19 protein-coding genes and 1 pseudogene are annotated in these 18892 nt (G+C 66.1%); 7 read left to right on the top strand and 13 right to left on the bottom strand.

What is annotated here, in order from left to right; translation table 11 throughout:
- The coding region (locus OC184_RS16270; protein ID WP_265508222.1) for a transposase at positions 1-170 on the bottom strand (170 nt) is incomplete at its 3' end.
- Positions 171-374: 204 nt separating this feature from the next.
- Between OC184_RS16270 and OC184_RS16265 the strand changes: the two genes are divergently transcribed.
- The 3 genes from OC184_RS16265 (at position 375) to OC184_RS16255 (ending at position 2931) form a co-directional block, all read left to right on the top strand.
- A complete protein-coding gene (locus OC184_RS16265) occupies positions 375-809 on the top strand; it encodes a glycoside hydrolase family 16 protein (protein ID WP_265508221.1) in 435 nt (144 codons plus the stop codon).
- Positions 776-1819: a M10 family metallopeptidase C-terminal domain-containing protein gene (locus tag OC184_RS16260; protein ID WP_265508220.1), complete on the top strand. Its 1044-nt coding sequence runs from the start codon at positions 776-778 to the stop codon at positions 1817-1819. Before OC184_RS16265 ends, OC184_RS16260 begins: the two co-directional genes overlap by 34 nt.
- 77 nt (positions 1820-1896) lie before the next feature.
- The gene (locus OC184_RS16255; RefSeq protein WP_265508219.1) at positions 1897-2931 is read left to right on the top strand and encodes an SDR family oxidoreductase; all 1035 of its coding nucleotides are present in this window, start codon (positions 1897-1899) and stop codon (positions 2929-2931) included.
- Positions 2932-3114: 183 nt separating this feature from the next.
- On the opposite strand, the gene OC184_RS16250 is transcribed toward OC184_RS16255, so the two are convergent.
- The 4 genes from OC184_RS16250 to OC184_RS16235 form a co-directional block, all read right to left on the bottom strand.
- Positions 3115-3297, bottom strand: a complete 183-nt coding sequence (locus OC184_RS16250; RefSeq protein WP_265508218.1) for a hypothetical protein — start codon at positions 3295-3297, stop codon at positions 3115-3117.
- A 127-nt stretch (positions 3298-3424) separates the two neighbouring features.
- Positions 3425-4003 carry a response regulator gene (locus OC184_RS16245; RefSeq protein ID WP_265508217.1) on the bottom strand — a complete coding sequence of 193 codons (579 nt, stop codon included), beginning with the start codon at positions 4001-4003 and terminating at the stop codon, positions 3425-3427.
- 144 nt (positions 4004-4147) lie between these two features.
- The gene (locus OC184_RS16240) at positions 4148-5818 is read right to left on the bottom strand and encodes an alpha-amylase family protein (RefSeq protein WP_265508216.1); all 1671 of its coding nucleotides are present in this window, start codon (positions 5816-5818) and stop codon (positions 4148-4150) included.
- 83 nt (positions 5819-5901) lie between these two features.
- Positions 5902-6546, bottom strand: a complete 645-nt coding sequence (locus tag OC184_RS16235; protein ID WP_265508215.1) for a winged helix-turn-helix transcriptional regulator — start codon at positions 6544-6546, stop codon at positions 5902-5904.
- A gap of 79 nt (positions 6547-6625) precedes the next feature.
- On the opposite strand from OC184_RS16235, the gene OC184_RS16230 reads away from it, so the two are divergent.
- Positions 6626-7348 carry a DUF1428 domain-containing protein gene (locus tag OC184_RS16230; RefSeq protein WP_265508214.1) on the top strand — a complete coding sequence of 241 codons (723 nt, stop codon included), beginning with the start codon at positions 6626-6628 and terminating at the stop codon, positions 7346-7348.
- Here the strand turns inward: OC184_RS16230 and OC184_RS16225 are convergent.
- Positions 7345-8457, bottom strand: coding sequence for a YihY/virulence factor BrkB family protein (locus tag OC184_RS16225; RefSeq protein WP_265508213.1), 1113 nt, complete (start codon positions 8455-8457; stop codon positions 7345-7347). The genes OC184_RS16230 and OC184_RS16225 overlap by 4 nt on opposite strands.
- A 207-nt stretch (positions 8458-8664) precedes the next feature.
- Between OC184_RS16225 and OC184_RS16220 the strand changes: the two genes are divergently transcribed.
- Positions 8665-10371 carry a catalase gene (locus OC184_RS16220; RefSeq protein ID WP_322630219.1) on the top strand — a complete coding sequence of 569 codons (1707 nt, stop codon included), beginning with the start codon at positions 8665-8667 and terminating at the stop codon, positions 10369-10371.
- Positions 10372-10377: 6 nt separating this feature from the next.
- Here the strand turns inward: OC184_RS16220 and OC184_RS16215 are convergent, their stop codons facing one another.
- The gene (locus OC184_RS16215) at positions 10378-11454 is read right to left on the bottom strand and encodes a glycosyltransferase family 2 protein (RefSeq protein ID WP_265508212.1); all 1077 of its coding nucleotides are present in this window, start codon (positions 11452-11454) and stop codon (positions 10378-10380) included.
- A 184-nt stretch (positions 11455-11638) separates the two neighbouring features.
- Here OC184_RS16215 and OC184_RS16210 point away from each other — a divergent pair, with 184 nt between their 5' ends.
- Complete coding sequence (locus OC184_RS16210; RefSeq protein WP_265508211.1) at positions 11639-12433, top strand: family 16 glycosylhydrolase; 795 nt, start codon at positions 11639-11641, stop codon at positions 12431-12433.
- Positions 12427-13668, top strand: a complete 1242-nt coding sequence (locus tag OC184_RS16205; RefSeq protein WP_265508210.1) for an O-antigen ligase family protein — start codon at positions 12427-12429, stop codon at positions 13666-13668. Before OC184_RS16210 ends, OC184_RS16205 begins: the two co-directional genes overlap by 7 nt.
- A gap of 21 nt (positions 13669-13689) precedes the next feature.
- Here OC184_RS16205 and OC184_RS16200 read toward each other — a convergent pair whose 3' ends face one another.
- The 6 genes and pseudogenes from OC184_RS16200 to OC184_RS16175 all read right to left on the bottom strand — a co-directional run.
- Positions 13690-13974 carry a hypothetical protein gene (locus OC184_RS16200; RefSeq protein WP_265508209.1) on the bottom strand — a complete coding sequence of 95 codons (285 nt, stop codon included), beginning with the start codon at positions 13972-13974 and terminating at the stop codon, positions 13690-13692.
- A gap of 93 nt (positions 13975-14067) precedes the next feature.
- Positions 14068-16458 (bottom strand): GNVR domain-containing protein, encoded by a 2391-nt coding sequence (locus tag OC184_RS16195; RefSeq protein ID WP_265508208.1) that lies wholly within the window; start codon positions 16456-16458, stop codon positions 14068-14070.
- Positions 16455-17405, bottom strand: coding sequence for a glycosyltransferase family A protein (locus tag OC184_RS16190; RefSeq protein ID WP_265508207.1), 951 nt, complete (start codon positions 17403-17405; stop codon positions 16455-16457). Before OC184_RS16190 ends, OC184_RS16195 begins: the two co-directional genes overlap by 4 nt.
- Entirely contained in the window at positions 17398-18387 is a 990-nt protein-coding gene (locus tag OC184_RS16185; RefSeq protein ID WP_265508206.1) for a glycosyltransferase family 2 protein, read from the bottom strand. Before OC184_RS16185 ends, OC184_RS16190 begins: the two co-directional genes overlap by 8 nt.
- The gene (locus tag OC184_RS16180; protein ID WP_265508205.1) at positions 18384-18755 is read right to left on the bottom strand and encodes a hypothetical protein; all 372 of its coding nucleotides are present in this window, start codon (positions 18753-18755) and stop codon (positions 18384-18386) included. Before OC184_RS16180 ends, OC184_RS16185 begins: the two co-directional genes overlap by 4 nt.
- A 37-nt stretch (positions 18756-18792) precedes the next feature.
- A pseudogene (locus tag OC184_RS16175) lies at positions 18793-18892 on the bottom strand (IS5/IS1182 family transposase); the annotation flags it as partial.

Genomic DNA, 18892 nt, shown 5'->3' with positions numbered 1-18892 from the left:
TGAATGGCGGCATCGGAGAAGACAGGAGGACGGCCGGGGCGACCTTTGGGCGGCGCCAGCCAAGCCATCTCTTGGTCTACCCAGATCAGCATCGAGCCGCGCTTGCGCAACCCGGCGTTATGGCTGGACCAGTTCATCGTGCGGTAGCGGGCGGGTGGAGGCTTGCTCATGCGACCCGTCTAACCGCACGGGTTCGCGATGTGAATCGTCCCACGTCAGAGTTACGCAACAACGCCTGTCAATGTTCACATAGACAACCCAGGGCTGACAATGACGGCGAGATAGGCTATATGAAGGGCGTTCATCCAAGGTGCCCGAATCGGTGCGGTGTCATTGGAATTGTCCCCTCCCAGACCCAATGAAGGTGCATGCTGATGAGCGGCGCAGCTTTGTCCCACGCCCCCGCTTTCGATCTTTACGAATTAGGTGATCGCTACAGCCAGGAAAGCTGGCTGGTGTCAGACTGGGCAGCCGGCCAGTCGAACATCCTGCAATGGTCGCCCGAAAACGTCCGGGTCGCCCAGGATGGGGCGGTGGAGCTGGTCCTGGACCGTGCTGCTGGCGGTGCTGCCAGACCGTTCGATGGCGGTGAGATACAGTCGGCCGAGGCGGCAACCACCGGAACCTGGAGCTGGACTGCTCAGGCGCCCGAAATGGTTTCCGGCGCGGTCTTCGGCATGTTCACCTACAAGGACGATTGGTCCCGCCAGCCCTGGGTTGAATTCGACTTCGAATTGTGGGCCAGGAAACGCGGCGGGTCTATTTGGACATCCATATGGAAGACGAGGCGGGCCGCCATGTCACCTTGACCTCGGCGGCACGACCGCGGGCGGTCATCGACCTGGGCTTCGACGCGGCGCAAGGACAGCACCTCTATGAGGTCACGGTTACCGACGACAGCGCGATCTTTCGCGTCGACGGCCGGAGTGTGGCCGAGTTCACGTCGGCGGACATGCAGGGCGGTCATTGGAACATCGGGCCGATGAGGGGCTATGCTGATCTCTGGGCCGTTCCCAAGCCGCAGGAGAGCTGGGCCGGAAAGTGGAGTGATCCCGGCCGCCCGCTGGTTGCCCGGCTGAGCGGAGGGGACGTTCGTCCTGATGAGTATCACAGCGAATATCAGCTGCCGCCGGCCAGCGGAGACGACAGGATCGTCTTCAACGGCCTCGCCGGGGTTCTGGACGGTGGCGGCGGGATCGACACGCTGGATGCCAGTCGGGCGGCAGGGGTGACGATCGACCTTGACCGCGCCGGTCTGCAGAAGACGGGGCAGGGCGACGTCACCATTCTGAACTTCGAGAACGTCGTCGGTGGCGCCGGTCGGGACCGGCTTTTCGGCAACAGCGCCGGCAACGACCTTTCCGGCGGCGACGGGAACGACCAGCTTGAGGGTCGCGGCGGCGACGACACGTTGAACGGAGGTGCTGGCAACGACAAGCTGTCGGGCGCCGGGGGTGCGGACGAGCTGGAAGGCGGGGCAGGGGCCGATCTTATGTTTGGTGGCGTTGATCTGGCCCCTGACAGGTTTATCTTCCTGACTGTCGCTGACAGTCCTGCAGGTGGCGGCCACGACAGGATCGGCGATTTCATCTCCGGCATCGACCTGATCGACCTGTCCAACGTAGACGCGGACAGTGATAGGCGTGGGCAGCAGGACCTTGTCTTCCCCAACACGGCGGGAACCGCACATTCGCTTTGGACATCTGCCGCAGGCAACGGCGTTCTGGTGCAGGCGGACGTGACCGGCGATGGCAAAGCCGACTTCGAGGTTCTGCTGCTGGACCTTAAGTCCCTCGACGCGGACGACTTCCTGTTCTGATCGCGGCCGGCGGAACGGAACCTCGGCGCCCGACCCCGGTTGAGCCTGCAAGACAGCAAGGCAAGGGGTGACGCATCATGGCCGACCACCGCGGCAGCCGGCCCTCTAGGGTCGTGATCACGGGCGCTTCCGCAGGCGTCGGCCGCGCCGTGGCCGAGGAATTCGCTGCAAAGGGCTGGCACGTTGGCCTGATCGCGCGCGGCAGGGCCGGCCTCGAGGGGGCGCGCGTCGCGGTCGAGCGGAAGGGTGGCGTGGCGCTGGCAATCGCCGTCGACGTGGCCGATGCCCAGGCGGTCGACCGGGCGGCTGACGAAGTCGTCGCGGCCTGGGACGGGATCGATATCTGGATCAACGCAGCGATGGCGACGGTTCTGGCGCCGTCGCGCGATGTGACGCCCGAGGAATTCCGCCGGGTGACGGATGTCACCTATCTGGGGCAGGTGTTCGGTACGATGGCCGCGGTCAGGCAGATGTCGCGGCAGGGACACGGTACCATCGTCAGCATCGGCTCGGCGCTGGCCTATCGCGGGATCCCGCTGCAGGCACCCTATTGCGCCGCCAAATTCGCGGTGCGCGGCTTTCTGGATTCACTGCGGGCCGAACTGCTTCACGACAGCAGTCCGCTGCGCGTGACCGAGGTGCACCTTCCGGCCGTGGACACGCCGCAGTTCGACTGGTCGCGCAACAAGATGCCTCATCGGCCACAGCCCGTGCCGCCGATCTACAGCCCGCAGGCGATCGCCGTCGAGGTTTATCGTGCCGCCATGGAAGCGCCCCGAGAGGTCTGGCTGGCTGGCTCGGCCGTGAAGGCGATCCTGGGCGATGCCGCCGCGCCGGCCGTGGTCGACAGCGTTCTGGCCGGGCAGGCCTATTCGGGCCAGCAGACGGATCAGCCGGCCCAAAACCGGCGTGACAACCTGTTCGACCCTGTCGACGACCTGCAGGACCATGGTGCGAATGGCCGCTTCGGCGACCGCGCCAGGTCCAAGGTCCGCAGCATCCGTCCCGCCCGCCTGCGCGCCGGCGCTGCCGCTGTCGCCGTCGGACTAGTCGCGGGCGGTGTCATTGCGCTGCTGAACTCCGACGCGCGCGAGGGGCGGTTCGGGGGCTGATCTGACCTCTGAAGCGCAGGCCGCGCTAGCGATCGATCGCAACGGATGCATCAGCAACGTGCGCTTGAAAGCTTCAGCGTAGCGCGCTTTCTGATCAAAATGGCCCAAGGCTTCACATTCGTGCGGCCATCACCCGCCAATGTCGGAAATACCAATCGGACGACGCCGCAAGCTGCGGCGCCGTCACTTGTCGTTGGTCGGGTCCGCCGCATCCCCGCCGGTCCGGCCCGCCAGCGCCTGCTCGAGCTCCTGAGCCAGCTCCTGCAGGCGCGGGGGGATCGGCCTGCTGCGCAGCCGGTCCCGCAGCTCGGCCATCAGGCCGTCGAGTTCGGGATGCGGCTGGTCGTTCTGGGGGTCCGAAGTCATGATGTCGATTCTGAAGGTGCAACGGGTGAGGTGACGCCCGCCCATGATATATCACCTGCATGGCGGATGCAGGTGATTTCGGACAGCAGATGGCCCCTGTGTCCCATTTCACACAGGGGTGGCAACGTCAGTGCATATGCAGCTTGCCGCGGTCCTTGTATTCCTTCTCGAGCAGCGACATCAGCCAGCGCCGCAGGTCTTCGGGCCGGCCACCCTGCTCCGCCTCGGCAATGGCAGTGAGCAGCACGGCCTCGACCATCCGATCCGCCGCGTCGCTGTCGCGCATGATGACGCGGGCGCGATCCAGCACCTGCATCACGACGGCCTCCATGTCATCTTCGCGATGCCGCTGGCTCAGATCGTGTGCGCGGTGAAGGCTGTCCAGAAGCGGCATGGCGTTGCTGGGCTTCGAATAGATGCCGTGCCCGTGGAAGCGGTCGGGAATGTGGCGACGGTCATAGGCGGTCAGGAAGACGAACGGAATGCCGCTGTTGATCAGACTGTCAGCGACCGGAAAGGTTGTCCCGTCCTGGACGCGGACATCGAGGATCGCCGCCTGCACGCTGTCCAGCCGTTCGATGGCATCGCTGACATCGGCAAAGGGACCGACGACCTCGTCCCCACGGGCGCGGATTTCGTTCGCAAGTTTCTGGGCCACAAGAAAATCGTCCTCGATCACAAGGATCTTCAGCACCTGTTCGGTCATCGTTGTTCCCATCCGGCAGCGAGCGTGCCCATTCACCCTGTGCGCCTGCAAAGTGTTAATCAACTCTCGGCGGATTGCCAGTTAACATCCAGCAACTGGCGGCACCTGGGCAAGCACCTGCCACCCTTGAAATGCGACCCGTGCCTAGCCGCCGTTGATTGCCGTCGCCGCGCCAGTGGCCGCGCGCAGCCACAGCGTCCCGAAGGCCGGCAGGTCGACCGTCAGCGTGCCGTCATCTGACAGGTCGAACTTGCCGCTGCCCGAAAAGCACGACAACCCGTCCCACCCTTCGGTGCCGTCGATCTGGCACGAGGTCTTGCAGCGCGTCTCGCCCAGGTTGTGCAGCAGCAGGACCGTCCTGCCGCCCCAGTCATAGCGCAACCCGAAGATCTGCGCCTTGGGAACAGGGACGAAGCTGCTCTGGCCGAAGGCGATCTCGGGCGTCTCGCGGCGGCGACGGATCAGGCGCTGCATCCAGTTCAGCAGCGAGTCCTGGTCGCGATCCTCGGCGGCCACGCTGACGTCCGCGGGGCCCCAGCCCTTGGCGCTGACCACGGGCCGTCGCAGCTGGTCGGGCGGCGCGGTCGAGAAACCGGCCGAGGGGTGATCGGACCACTGCATCGGCGCACGGACGCTCAGTCGGCCGGGGATGTCGAGGTTCTCGGCCATGCCGATCTCCTCTCCGTAGAACAGGACCGGCGCGCCAGGCAGCGCGAAGACGAGGCTGTAGAGCATGCGGATGCGCGCCTGGTTGCCGTCCAGCATGGTCGGGATGCGGCGTCGCAGGCCGCGCCCGAAAAGCTGCATGTCCTCCCGCGGACCGAAGGCCTTGAAGACCTCCTGCCGCTCGGCCTCGGTCAGCTTGTCCAGCGACCACTCGTCGTGATTGCGCGCGAAATGCGCCCAGGCATCGTCGGGATGCAGGCTGGGCATCGACCGCAGGCAATGGACCAGCGGCCCCGCATCCTGCCGGACCAGCGCCAGCGCCAGCGCTTGGTTCATGTTGAAGTCGAGGCACATGTTCAGTTCGCTACTGCCCTGGCCATAGAAGCGGCGCACCTCCTCATAGGGCAGGTTCACCTCGCCCATCAGGACCGCGTCGCCCTGCCTGCGCGAGATGAAGCTGCGCAGGTCGGCGAGCCAGTCGTGGGGGTCCAGCGCCATGGGCGAGGCGATGCCCTTGGTTTCCAGCAGGAAGGGCACCGCATCGACGCGGAAACCGGCCAGGCCGATCTGCAGCCAGAAGCCGGTGATCTTGCGGATCTCCTCGCGGACGCGTGGGTTGCTGATGTTCAGGTCGGGCTGATGGGCATAGAAGCGGTGCAGGTAATACTGGCCCGTCGCTTCGTGCCATTCCCAGTTGCTGTCCTCGGCATCCGGAAAGACCACCCCGGTCGGCCCGTGGTCGGGAATCTTGTCCCGCCAGACATACCAGTCGCGCCGGGGCGAGTTGCGGTCGGAACAGGCCTCCTGGAACCACGGGTGCTGGTCCGAGGTGTGGTTCACCACAAGGTCCGCGATGACGCGGATACCGCGGTCGGCGGCGGTACGCACGAACTCGACGAAGTCGCCCATGCTGCCAAGGCGCGGGTCGACGCTGTAATAGTCGACGATGTCATAGCCGTCGTCATGGTTCGGCGTCGGATAGAAGGGCATCAGCCAGATGCAGGTCACGCCAAGGGCCGCCAGGTGGTCGATGCGTTGCGACAGGCCACGGAAATCGCCCACTCCGTCGCCGTCGCTGTCCTGGAAAGTCTCGACGTCCAAGCAATAGAAGACCGCGTTCTTCCACCAGACATCGCTGGTCCGGCTCATGTCCATGTCGTGCTGCCCATGTCTCCGCCTGTCCTGTGCCCGAAGGGCGTCAGCGGGGACAACGCACCCCCGGCCACGGAGGTTCACCCTGCCATGGGGCGCAGGTTGAAGAGGTCAACGAAATCCTGCGCTGCCGCCGCATCGCCTTCGACCCTGATCGTGGTCATCGCAGCCAGCGGCACCCGGCCATAGACCGCGGCCGCCAGGGCGTTCCCGCTGCCGTGCAGGACGAAGGGGGCCTCGGGGCGCTCGACGGCCATGGTCGCGGGGCCGGTCGCCTGAAGCCGCATTTCGAAGGCTTCGGTCCCGAAGTCGAAGCCGCCCTGCGCAGGCATCGCGTCATGTCCCACTCCGGTCACGCCCATCGAGATCATCAGCGCCGAAGGGCTGATGAAGCGCGACGGATCGTGCCCCGGAACGGTCAGCGCCCAACGGCACAGCGCCTGCAGCACCGGCAGCAGCCCCTGTCCCGCGGGCGTCAGCGCATAGATCCCAAGCCGGCGGTCGTGCGACAGGATCCCTGCCGCCTGAAGCTGCGCCAGCCTGCCGTTCAGCACGCTGGCCGAGATGCCCGGAAGCCCGGCCCGCAGCATCCCGAACCGCTTGGGCGCGAAGATCAGTTCCCGCACGACCAGCAGCGCCCATCGATCGCCGACCAAGTTCAGCGCATGGGCCGCCAGGCAACCTTCGTCATAGCGGATGGGCGGGTGTTTGCCGTCATAGGTCATTTTTTCGCAGTATCAGTTGCTTTTTACTACTGCAAGGCGCAGCCTTGCCTGACGGATCGAGTGATCAGGAGGAATCGTCATGACCTATTACACCGGCTGCATCGCCGCCGTGCCCACGGCCAACAAGGACCGCTATCGGCAGCATGTCAGCGACTGCTGGGCGATCTTCCAGCGCCACGGCGCCACCCGGATGGTCGAGGCCTGGGGCGCCGACATCAAGCGGGGGAAGATCAACGACCTCTATGGCGCGGTCGAGGCCAAGGACGACGAAGCGGTTGTCTTCTCGTGGCTGGAGTGGCCAGACAAGGCCGCCGCGGACGCCGCATGGCAGAACATGCAGGGCGACGAGGCCATGGCCAAGCTCGAGATGCCTTATGACGGCAGCCGCATGATCTTTGGCGGCTTTGAGCCGGTCCTGAAGGCGGGGACGGACAGCAACGCAGGCTACATCCAGGGCTTTGCGCTGGCGGTACCGCGCGGCAACCGCGATGCCTATGTCACGATGGCCGGTCAGGCTTGGGAGGAGATGTTCCGCCCCAAGGGTTGCCTCGGCAATTTTGAGACCTGGGGCGTCGACGTGCCGCACGGCAAGCGCACCGACTTTCACCGCGCCGTCAAGGCCGAGGACGGCGAGGTGCCCGTCTTCAGCTGGACCGCCTGGCCCGACCGAGAGACCTGCGACGCAGCCGGCCGGGCCATGGAGGCCGAGATGGACGGCCGCGACTTTCCCGAGATGCCGTTCGATGGGAAACGGATGATCTGGGGCGGCTTCGACGTCATGTTCGATTCCGCCAAGATCTAGTTGCGGCGGCCGCGCACGGACTTGACGATCGCCGATCCGAACAGCAGCGCCGCCATCGACAGATCCGCCCCGGCGGTCGTCGCGGCGCGCGCGGCCTCAGGTTTGCTCTTGCGTTCTCGGGCGGGGCGGTCACCTTCGGTCGCGGGCCGCTCACCCGGCGGGGTATCCGCCTTGACCGCGTTGCGCGCGCCCATCGGCAGGGGCGCGCCTGTCGTGGTGTCGCGAGGGGTCTGCTGCTCGGTCTCGGCGTTCAGCTCCGCGCCGGCCAGCACCACGAAGGCCGAAAGCCACAGCCAGGTCAGCAGGATGATGACGCCGCCGATCGCCCCGTAGGTCTCGGTATAGGACCCGAAGTTCCGGACATAGATCGAGAAGGCGACCGTGCCCAGGATCCACAGGATGGTCGCGGCCACTGCCCCGACGCTGACCCACCGCCATTTCGGTTCCGCGCGCGACGGAGCGAAGCGATAGATGCCGGCCAGCGCCAGCATGACTAGGACAGCCATCACCGGCCACTTGAGCCAGCCGACAGCCGTGGCCATCGGTTCGGGCAGATGGCCGAGCGCGACCAGCGACGGCAGCAGAACCACCAGCCCTAGGCCGACGATCAGCCCCAGGATCAGGAACAGCGTGATCAGGAATGCCGTCAGATACAGCCGGACGGTGCCACGACGCTCTTGTTCGTCATAGGCGATGTTCAGCCCCTCGATCAGGGTCATCACCCCCTTCATGGCGCCATAGAGCGTGATCAGCAGGCCGAAGACCGCAACAAGTCCGGTGCCGGTCTGGTCGCCGCCAGCGACCTTGTCCACCTGGTCCTGCAGAATCGCCGCGGCGTCCTCGGGAAGCATTGAAACAACGGTCTGCAGCTGCGACGCGATCTGCGCCGGGTCCAGCACCAGCCCCGCGATCGAGATCAGCGCCGCGATGGCCGGAAAGACCGACAGCAAGCCATAGAACGCGACCCCCGCGGCCACGACCGAGATGTGATCCGCCGTGATCTCGTCCTTGACGCGGAACAGGATCTGCTTCCATCCGCGGGGCGATACCTCGCCGGGGGATCGGGCGTCATCGCCGGCGGTCGCGTTCCGATGCTTTTGTCCTGTCACGTCCCGGTCTCCTGTCAGTGCCCATCATCCATTGGCCGGTAACGGGATCGGCACCGGCTTTGTTCCAACCGGTTCCGGCAGGGGGCGCTTTGCATCGTCCTTGATCGAACTAATCCGGCCCCTCGCGCGTTATGCGGTTCGCATGCCAGCCGACCGGGGATGTGCGGCACGCCCCCGGTCCCATCGACTTCAGAAGGAGGCGCCTCCATGACAGACCGCAGCGATGACGCCATGCGTCCGGCCGGAACGGCTGACCGAGTGCTGACCAACCGGCAAGGGCACCCGGTGTCCAACAACCAGTCGCAGCGCACCGTCGGCAGTCGCGGCCCCGCCACGCTGGAGAACTATCAGTTCCTCGAAAAGATTTCCCATTTTGACCGCGAGCGAATCCCCGAACGCGTCGTCCACGCCCGCGGCTTTGTCTGCTATGGTGAGTTCGAGGCGACTGGCATGATCGGCGACGAACCCGCCAGCACCTATACCCGCGCCAAGCTGTTTCAGGACAAGGGCAAGAAAACGCCGCTGGCGATCCGTTTTTCCACCGTCATCGGCGGCCGCGACAGTTCCGAAGCCGCCCGCGATCCCCGTGGCTTCGCTGTGAAGTTCTATACCGAAGATGGCAACTGGGACTTGGTCGGCAACAACCTGGCCGTGTTCTTCATCCGCGATGCGATCAAGTTCCCCGACGTGATCCATTCGCTGAAGCCTGATCCGGTGACCTTCCGCCAGGAGCCGAACCGCATCTTCGACTTCATGAGCCAGACGCCCGAGTCGATGCACATGCTGACGCACCTGTTCAGCCCCCGCGGCATCCCGGCCAGCTATCGCCACATGGAGGGGTTCGGCGTGAACACCTACAAGATGGTGAATGCCCAAGGCGACACCGTCCTGGTCAAGTACCACTTCCACCCCCGCCAGGGCGTTGCCAGCCTGACCGCGGCCGAGGCCGAGAAGGTGCAGGGCAAGGACCTGGGTTCCGCCTCGAAGGACTTGTTCACTGCGATCGAGATGGGCAACTTCCCGCAATGGGACATGTACGTCCAGATCATGGAGGATCACGACCACCCCGAACTGGACTGGGACCCGCTGGACGACACCAAGATCTGGCCCGAGAAGGACTTCCCGCTGCGCCATGTCGGCACGATGACGCTGAACCGCAACGTCGAGGATTTCTTCAACGAGAACGAGCAGATCGCCATGGGCACCGGGGTGCTGGTGGACGGACTGGACTTCTCGGACGACAAGATGCTGGTCGGGCGGACGTTCTCCTATTCCGATACTCAGCGGTACCGCGTTGGGCCGAACTATCTGCAGTTGCCGGTGAACCAGCCGCGCGCGGCGGTCTCGACCAACCAGTCCGGCGGGCAGATGTCCTATTACCGAGACATGGCGCCGGGGCAGAACCCTTCGGTGAACTACGAACCCTCGATCCACAACGGCCTGCGCGAGGCCGAGCGCCAGCCGAACAACCCGCCAGAGATCACCGGCCGCCTGACCCGCAGCGTGCTGGAACGTCGCAACGACTATGTCCAGGCGCGCGGCCGCTATTGCACGATGATGGAGTGGGAGCGCGACGACCTGGTTGCCAACCTGACAGACCTTCTGTCGCAATGCGAACGTGATGTTCAGGAACGCATGGTCTGGCACCTGCTGATGGTCCACGATGACTATGGCACCCGCGTCGGGCAGGGCATCGGGATCAGCGTCGAGGACGTCGCTGGCATGGCACCGCTGGATGGCCAGGTGCTGACCGACGACGACAAGTCGCGGCTGGAGAAACTGGGCCGGAACGGCGACACCATCGATCCGGCGGTCTGGGGCCAGTGGACCAGTTCGGTCGAGAACCGTCAGGCGCGGGCCGACGATGTGCTGGCGGGCTCGCTGCCCGAAACGCACCGCATGGCGGCGCAATAGCGCCGGTCAGCGGACGGCGGCGTCCAGCCAGCGCGCCCACTCGGGGGCGCCGGTTGGCAGCGCCGTCCGCCCCTGGCTCGCCTCGGCCGCGATGGCCGCAGCAGGGTTCGCGGGTGCGGAAGGCCAAGCCGCGCCGGCTTGGGGCATTGCCGGACAGGCGACCGGCCCGGCGGCCGGTCGTCCGGCCTGTGCCGCGCCGCGCCGGCGGCGGTCCTGCAGACTGGCGAACAGCCGACCCAGCATGGCGGGATCGACCATCCGGGGCGCGACGCGCGTCAGATTGCGCCCCTTGATGTCGCTGACCAGACGCTCGTATCGCAGGGCGCGGCGCAGGTGGCGGTCGACCGCCGCGGCGGCCTGTCGTGCCGCGGGCTCCTCCATCCGCGGCAAGGCGCGATGCGCAGCCAGCATCGCCGCCATCCGGTCCACCGATAGCCGATGAGAGATCGACGATGCATGCCGCCGATATGCATAGAGGGGGTCCGGCAACAGCAGGTAGCGTGCCCCCCCAAGCAGGATGCGCAGGATCAGGTCGTAGTCCTCGCCGATCTGCAGGCGACCGTCATAGCGGCGCGACCCAAGCACGCGGCGAGAGATCAGCGGCTTGAGGTATCCCAGGCCCGGCACGCGTGGGTCGCCGCTGTTGGCGCGCAGGAACAGCGCCGTATCGATGATCTGCGGTGTCGTCATGGCAAGCGGCTGCAGCAGTGTCCGGCCGCCCTGCGCCTCGGGTGCGCCGAAATGTACCAGGTCGTCGGCCACCAGATCCGCACCGTGCCCCTGCGCGGCCGCCAGCAACCGCGCGATGCGCTGTGGGTGGATCAGGTCGTCGCTGTCGACGATGGCGATCCAGTCGCCGGACGCCGCATCGAGCGCACGGTTCCGGGTCGCCGCCGGTCCCTGGTTCTGTGCCGACGCCAGCACCCGCACCCGGTCATCGTTCCGCGCCATTCCCCGTGCGATGGCGACGCTGTCGTCGTCAGAGGCGTCGTCCGCGATGATCAACTCGATTCGGTCATGCGTCTGGTCGAGGACCGACTGCATCGCGTGCCTCAGGTAGGCAGCACCCCGGAAGTTCGCCATGACGATGCTGACAAGCGCATTTTCCCGTGACCCGGCGGCATTTGCCTCGGTTCGCGCAAGAGGTGCTTCGTTTTCCATGCTGATAGAAGCGCCCCGCGGTTGACCCCAGTTTCCGCCACTCTCATAACCGTGGGGAAAAGGTGCGACAACCGCCGACATCCGCCAGCCATTGCAAGGGAACACCATGCCGAAGATGACGCAGACCCTGGGCCGTGCGGCCCGTCTTGCCGGCGCGACCGCCATCGCTGCAGCCGTCGCCCTGCCGGCGCTGGCGCAGGACAAGCCGCTGCTGCCGGGGTTCCGGGACGACTTCACGGCGCCGATGCTGAACACCAAGCGCTGGTATGTCTCGGACGGATGGACCAACGGCAAGCACCAGGACTGCGAATGGTCCAAGAAGGCCGTGACCGTGAAGGACGGCTTCCTGCACCTGTCACATATTCCGGCCGAGGGTGACGACCTGCCGCTCTGCGGTGAGATCCAGACCCATGCCTTCCTGAAGTACGGCACGATCGAGGCCAGGATCAGCACACCGCGGGCGTCGGGGCTGAACGCATCGGTCTTCACCTATACCGGACCCACCTTCAAGGCGCCGCATGACGAGATCGACGTCGAGGTCCTGACCCGCGACACGTCCGAAGTCACCTTCAACACGTTCGTGTCCGGCAAGATGGCCAACGGCGAAGTGGTGCCCGTCGACCCGCCGATGGACGAGGAGTTCCACACCGTCGCGATGAAGTGGGAACCCGACCGCATCACCTGGTATCTGGACGGGGAAGAGGTGCACCGCACCGCGGAAGGCTCACCGCTGCCCGAAAACCCGCAGAAAATCTACATGTCGTTCTGGAGCACGACGATGCTGACCGACTGGATGGGAGAGCAAGGGCCGCGGGAAGGGCCGCTCGACTATCGCATCGACTGGCTGGCCTATACGCCGCCAGATCAGGAATGTCTGTTCGAAGGCTCGGTGACGTGCTGACGGGGTTGCCGATCCACGCGGATATGCGGCGCCCCCGGCCGGCACGTCAGGGGCTGCGGCTGACATGGTCGCCCGACGTAGTTGCCGCAACCGTCGCGATCGGGGCGCTGGCGTTGGTGCCGCTTCTGGAATCGCTGTCTGCGCTTGCCTTCCTGGCCGCCGGCATGTGGCTGATCGTGACCGGCCCCGACCGCATTCTGCGGGCGGTCCGTCAGGAATGGCTGGTCGTCCTGATGGCGGTCTGGTGCCTCAGCTCATTCACCTGGTCAGACTATCCCGCGCTGACCATCCGCTATGGGCTGCAGCTATTTCTGACGATCCTGATCGTGATTGCCATCTGCGACCGGATCCCGGTGCGCATCCTGACCAAGATCGTGCTGGCGACGCATCTCGTCGCGGGTGTCCTCAGCCTCGCCTCGGGCCGCGCCCGGGACGTGGGCGGGTTTCTGGGCATCTATGGCAGCAAGAACGCGCTCGCTGCAGCGATGGGCCTGCTGTTCCTGGTGTCGTTCGCAGTCCTTCTGGACCGCCGCATGTCTTGGCTGTGGCGCAGCTTAGGCGTGGTTGGCAGTGTTTTAGGGTTGATGCTTCTGGTCATGGGCCAGTCGACCGGTGCGCTGGCGGCCGTGGTCGCGGCCGTCCTGGCGGTGGGTCCGATCCTGCTGCTGCAACGCCTCAATGCCCCGACGCGCGTGATCGTGGTCGTGCTGTCGATCGTGCTGACCGCCTCGGTCGTGGTGATGTTGTCGACCATGGTCGACACGCTGGCGCTGATGTTCCTTGATGCGACGGGAAAGGACGTCACGCTGACCGGCCGGACAGACCTGTGGCGCATTGCCTTCAAAGAGATTGTCGAACGCCCATTCCTCGGGGCAGGTTTCCAGGCGTTCTGGGTCCACGGCAACCCCCTGGCCGAGGAACTGTGGAGTATGTTCGGCATCAAGGCGCGCTCCGGCTTCCATTTCCACAACACGCTGATCTCGAATGCGGTCGAGATCGGGCTGATCGGTGCTATCCTTCAGGCATCTATCTTCTTCATGGGTCTGTGGTACGTCCTTAAATGGACGATCCGCAGCCATTCCGGCCCGTCGCTGTTCTTGGCGCTTTTCATGGTCCGGCAGTTGATGTCGATGGGCGTGGAGGTCGTGTTCTTCTTCCAGTTCGACATCCTGACCGTGCTAACCATCGCCGCGCTCTATTATGGGCGCAACTTCAGCCTCTCGCAGCGAGCGTGACTCCGGGTCGCGGAACAGGTCTTAATGGCGATGGCCGGCCGTGTTGGCGGATGGAACCTTGGCCCAACGGCGGCCCGCTTTCGCGGCCCCGTTCCGCCCGGAACGACCAGCCCTTCGCCGTGCCACGTCACGTTTGGACCATGTGGCCTGCAGCGCCACATAGCCGACGACCAGCACCTGCGCCGCGACAAGCAGAATCGCAAGCTGCGTGAGGATGGTCCAGAACGACAGCCCGTCGAAAATCCCCAGCAGTGCAATCAGAATCGAAGTCGCACCAACGGCGATTAAATATAATAGTACGAACATCAGTCTCCGCCCCTTCACCCACCGATTGTATAGGGGTGAAGGGCAGTGGAAAAGAAATTTTGGCAATGGCAGAAAATTGCCGATGCCACTGTGTCAGTTTCGTCCCTTGGGCGAGGAGACCAGCATCGTTTCGACCGAGCCGGGGACCAAAAACGATTTAAGCCGCCGCGGGATCATGCGGTCATAGACCACGCCAAGGCAGTAGGCCTCGAGCTGCGGGTAGTTGGTCAGCACGGTCTCGACCATGTCGCGCGGCGTCTTGCCCCATTCGGCGACGATGACGAACCCCTGCAGCTCCTGCAGGACTGCCAGCCCCTGTGCACCGGGATAGAGCGGCGGGACGTCCAGCAGGACATGCCCGAATTCGTCGCCGACCTGATCCAGGATCCTGCGCAGGGACCGCGCGACTGTCAGGTCGTCCACCGCCTCGTTGCCGCCGGTCCCGGCGGGCAGGACAGTCAGATGGCTGTGCTTCACGTCATAGAGGTGCGAGCGCCAGTCCGAGGAATCGCCCGACAGGTCGGTCAGGCCCTTCTTTTCGCTCAGGCCCACCAGTTTGGTCAGCTGCCGGTCGCGGCGGTCGCTGTCGATCAGCAGCACCCTCCGCCCCGAGGATGCGGCCGTCTGCCCCGCCAGGTTCAGCGTGACCATCGCGCGGCCGTCGTAGCGGTGGAACGAGGTCATCCCCGTCACCGGGAGCGACCCGCTGCGACTGCTGGCAGCAAGGCGGACATGTCGTAGCGTCTCGGCATAGAGCGAGTCGGGATGGGACAGGACCGGGATTGCGATATGCGGGATCTCGGATCGGGCGACTGCGGGCAGGTTCGCCCTGCTGGCGGCACTGGGCGTGTGCGTCAGCCGCAGCCGTTCCGGAGCAGGACGGCGCGGTCGGCCCAGCACTGGCAGGTGGCCCAGAAAGCGCAGGCCCGACCGGTCCGTCACGTCACTTGCGGTCCGCATCGACCGGTCGCGTGCCTCGCGCAGCGCGGCGCGGGCCAGACCGATGAACAGGCCCAGAAGGCCCGCAGCGACGGCCGTGCGGGCGATCGCCGGCCCCGAAGGGTTGTTGGGCACCTGCGCATAGGACAGCACGCGCACATTCGATACCGGGAAGGACTGCTGCTGCTCAAACTCCTGCGAGCGGGTCAGCGTGGCCTGATAGAGGCTCGACAGCGTCTCGGCCTCTTGCTGGAGCGAGCGCAGGCGGACCAGCGCCGCTGCTTGGCCAGCATTCGTCTCGGTCACCTCGTCAAGGCTGCGCCTCAGGGCGTTGACACGCTCTTCGGCGACGGCCAGTTCGGTCTCGGCCTCCTGACGGCGGGCCTGCAGCTCGATGAACAGACGCTCTGCCGCGCTGTTCAGCGTCTCCCTCAGGCCAGCGACCTGGGGATGATCGGGACCCGAACTGGCGATGAGCTGCTGAAGCCTGGCCTGCACGTCGTTATAGGTGTCCAGGCGCGTGCGCAGCGAATCCGACACCGGCCCGCCGATGCTGAGCGCGCTTCCTGCCTGCAGCCCCTCGACCCCGCCGGCGACGGCATCCTCATAGATGTCGAGGATCGCCTGTGCGCGGGCGCGTTCGCTGATCGCCTCGGTCAGGCTGGCGTTCAGCTCTCCCTGCGCCTGCTCGCCCAGAAGCACGCCGGTCGAGGACATGGCCAACTGGTTGTCGGTCGCGAACCGCTCGGCCGCGTCCGCGGCGGCCTGGGCTTGGGCGCGAAGCTCGTCCAGACGTTCGCGCATCCAGTCGTTCGTCTCTCCGACGGCCGAGGCGTTCGATGTCAGGATGTCGCGTGCATAGGCATCGGCATAAGCATTGGCGACGGTTGCCGCATAGACCGGATCGTGCGAGGCATAGTCCACCGACACGGCGCTGCTGCGGCCGATGCGGGCGATGGTGATCCCCCGCTGAAGCAGCCAGGTGGCGCGGCGGGTCGTCGGATCGACGCCGTCGCCGGTCGCGTCGGACCCGGCCTCTGCGCCTGCGTCCGTGGTGACAGGCGGTGCGGGGGTCACCAGCAGCGTCACCTTGTCGATCAACCATGTGACCGGAAGGAACAGCGTCTTCAGCACGCTGTCGAGTGCCGTCGAGATCGGCGAATCCGGCGGCGTCAGGAAGGCCGGGTCCTGGGTCAGGCCGGTCATGTCCAAAACGTCGTGGGCCAGCTTGTCCGACGACATCACGACACGCGCGTTCTCGATCGTATCCTCGGGGACGGGGCGGCCGTCGATGCCGCCGACCTGGCGGATCGAGTTGTTCATCGTCCCGTCCAGAAGCAGCGTGGCCGAGGCGTTGTAGACGTCCGGCTTGGCGATGGCATAGACCAGCCCAAGGCAGCCCAGCAAGACGGCAGGCAGCAGGATGGTTGTCTTCTGCCGCCGCAGTGCTGTCAGCATCCAGCGCAGCTCGATGGTCTGCGTGGGCGGCGCGGGCGTCGCGTCCGGAGAGACGGGCTTGATATAGGGTCTGAGTTCGCGGGTCATCGGTTTCCTTTCGAACTGCCGGGCAGTCCGGGCAAGGTTCCATATTGTTCAACGGGGCGCGCCCCTGCCAGATGCAGGGTCGCCCCTGCATGCAGCGCGGCGCGCATCAATTGCGGGTTGCGGCGAGCAGGATCGGCGGCGCGGGCCGCCGCCATCGCGCAGCAGGCCACTGCCTTGGCCGCCGCCAGCGCGGCGGCCAGGGCACGGCCTGCCGGTCCCCGGCCGCGCGCGACGATGCTGGCATGGGTCTGTCCCATCCGATAGCGGCGGCGCAGCAGCCAGGGCAGCTTCGCGCGGGCGAGGGGCACGGCCTCGTCGATGATCGCCAGGGGCGCAAAGGCGATGCGCCCACCGGCCGCAAGGAAGTCGGAGAACCAGGCGGTGTCCTCGCCGCCGGTGCGGCCGCGCTGCGGGTCGAAGCGCAGGCCCCGCCAAGCAGGATCGGCCATGTCGATCATGTTGTTGCCGGTATACCCCGCGCGGATCCGCCCGTCGGCCCCTATGACCGGCCGGTTGTCATGGGCGCGGGCGCGCACCATCCAGGCCGGCGCCTGCGGCGGATAGGCCGCGTTGACCGGACCCAGTACGGCACCCGCAGGATCGGCCCTCCAGGCGGTGACCAGTTCGCGCAGCCATTCTGGCCGCGCCGTCTGGTCGTCGTCCAGATAGATGAACAGCCGCGCGCCAAGCGCTTCGGCATGATCCAGCAGCGCATTGCGCGCGATCGAGATGTTCCCGGCCGGTGCGTGCAGATAGTCGATCGGCAGCGCGTGGTCCCGCGCCGTCCCCGCCACTAGCTCTCGTGCCGAAGGCGCGTCGTCGTTGTCGGCGACGGCGACCCTCACCTCCATCCCGCAGGGCTGCAGGTCGCAGAGCGAGGCAAGCGTGTCCGCCAGCTCGGGCCGGCGGAAGGTGCAGATGCCGATCAGGATCATGTCCTCAGCCATGACGCAGCCCGCCTTTGGAGGGCCGGCGCCCGGCCAGCCATTCGCGCCAGAACCCGACCGACCAGGCCAGGTGCATCGCGCCGGCGAAGAAGCCTGCGGGAAGGCCTGCCAGGCTACGCTCGGCCAGGGCGATGGAGATGCCGCCGGCAAGGCAGATCGCCATCCAGCCCAGCAGGGGCAGGGTGAAGATCCACCCCACCGGGGCCAGCACGGCCAGCGCCAGTGCCGGAGCCAGCAGGGCCACCACCGCCTGCCGCATGCCGGGCCGGGCGCCGTGCTTCGAGAGATTGCGCCGCCGTCCGCGGCCGAAGGCCTGGTACTGGCGCATCAACAGCGCGAGGCTGCTGCGCGGCACATAGACAAGCCTCGTGCGCCCTGTCAGCCAGATGCGAAAGCCCGCCCGGCCCAGACGGTGATCCAATTCGGCATCCTCGTTGTGACTGAAGGCTTCGTCATAGCCGCCCACGGCGCGGAAGGCGCTGATCCGCATCAGGGCGTGATGCCCGTGATCGACCCAGGCGCCCTTGCCCGCCAGCCGGTGGGCAGACCCTCCGTTTCCCAACCGGGAGTTCTGCGCCGCCGCGATGGCCTTCTGCCAGAACCCCTCGCCCCGCGCGTCCATCGACACGACAACACTGTCGGCCCCGGTCGCGGCCGCCTCGGCCAGCAGGACGTCTGCGAAGTCCTGCGGATAATGGCTGTGCGCGTCCATGCGCAGAAGCCATTCCGCCTGGTCCCCGAACTGCGCCACGGCAAGGTTGACGGCGGCCGATTGCAGACGTCCGGGGTTGTCGATCAGCCGGATCCGCGCATCCTGGGCAGCCGAACGGTGCACGATGTCGCGCGTGGCATCGGTCGAGCCGCCGTCGGCAACCACGATCATGGCTTGTCCGGCCGCCGGAAAGCCGCAGACGCTGGTCAGTACGTCGGCGATATGCGCTGCCTCGTTCAGGGTCGGGATGACGATCAGCAGCCGCGTCATGCCGCCTCCTCGGCCGGAACCGCGGCGGTGCCGCAGATGGCGCGGGTCAGGGTGCCGCATTCGGCCCTGTCCATGTGAAGCCGGTCCTTCGGGATCGCCGCCAACGCGTGACGGAACCGCGCCAGGTCTTGCGCGCAAAGGCCCGACAAGGTGGCGCGGATGGCGCCGTCGTCGGTCGAGGGCAGGATCGGGCCGCAGTCCCACGCCTGCACCCGTCGCGCGACCTCGGTTCCGTTCAGCACGACGGGCACGGCACCGTTCAGGCAGCCTTCGTAGAGCCTGTTCGGCAGCAGCCAGTCGGAATTCTGGCCGGCTTGATAGCGGTCGATCAGCCAGGCCAGATCGACCTGCCCATAAATCCGGGGCAAGTCGTCGGGCCAGCTGTAGGGTCCATCCCTATAAAATTCAGATCCAGAAGATGATGATTGCGGCGAGAACGATGGCGTTGAGAAAGATGTCACCACATCGCTCATATCGTGTCGCAATACCGCGCCAGTCTTTCAGG

Origin of the sequence: Paracoccus rhizosphaerae, assembly GCF_026162645.1 — a bacterium.
Classification (GTDB): Bacteria; Pseudomonadota; Alphaproteobacteria; order Rhodobacterales; family Rhodobacteraceae; genus Paracoccus; species Paracoccus rhizosphaerae.
This window is presented reverse-complemented; position numbering and strand designations above follow the sequence as displayed.

Coding starts and splice junctions, on each gene's coding strand:
- OC184_RS16265 (WP_265508221.1), top strand. CDS start 375: ATGAGCGGCGCAGCTTTGTCCCACGCCCCCGCTTTCGATCTTTACGAA.
- OC184_RS16260 (WP_265508220.1), top strand. CDS start 776: ATGGAAGACGAGGCGGGCCGCCATGTCACCTTGACCTCGGCGGCACGA.
- OC184_RS16255 (WP_265508219.1), top strand. CDS start 1,897: ATGGCCGACCACCGCGGCAGCCGGCCCTCTAGGGTCGTGATCACGGGC.
- OC184_RS16250 (WP_265508218.1), bottom strand. CDS start 3,297: ATGACTTCGGACCCCCAGAACGACCAGCCGCATCCCGAACTCGACGGC.
- OC184_RS16245 (WP_265508217.1), bottom strand. CDS start 4,003: ATGACCGAACAGGTGCTGAAGATCCTTGTGATCGAGGACGATTTTCTT.
- OC184_RS16240 (WP_265508216.1), bottom strand. CDS start 5,818: ATGAGCCGGACCAGCGATGTCTGGTGGAAGAACGCGGTCTTCTATTGC.
- OC184_RS16235 (WP_265508215.1), bottom strand. CDS start 6,546: ATGACCTATGACGGCAAACACCCGCCCATCCGCTATGACGAAGGTTGC.
- OC184_RS16230 (WP_265508214.1), top strand. CDS start 6,626: ATGACCTATTACACCGGCTGCATCGCCGCCGTGCCCACGGCCAACAAG.
- OC184_RS16220 (WP_322630219.1), top strand. CDS start 8,665: ATGACAGACCGCAGCGATGACGCCATGCGTCCGGCCGGAACGGCTGAC.
- OC184_RS16215 (WP_265508212.1), bottom strand. CDS start 11,454: ATGGCGAACTTCCGGGGTGCTGCCTACCTGAGGCACGCGATGCAGTCG.
- OC184_RS16210 (WP_265508211.1), top strand. CDS start 11,639: ATGCCGAAGATGACGCAGACCCTGGGCCGTGCGGCCCGTCTTGCCGGC.
- OC184_RS16200 (WP_265508209.1), bottom strand. CDS start 13,974: ATGTTCGTACTATTATATTTAATCGCCGTTGGTGCGACTTCGATTCTG.
- OC184_RS16195 (WP_265508208.1), bottom strand. CDS start 16,458: ATGACCCGCGAACTCAGACCCTATATCAAGCCCGTCTCTCCGGACGCG.
- OC184_RS16190 (WP_265508207.1), bottom strand. CDS start 17,405: ATGGCTGAGGACATGATCCTGATCGGCATCTGCACCTTCCGCCGGCCC.
- OC184_RS16185 (WP_265508206.1), bottom strand. CDS start 18,387: ATGACGCGGCTGCTGATCGTCATCCCGACCCTGAACGAGGCAGCGCAT.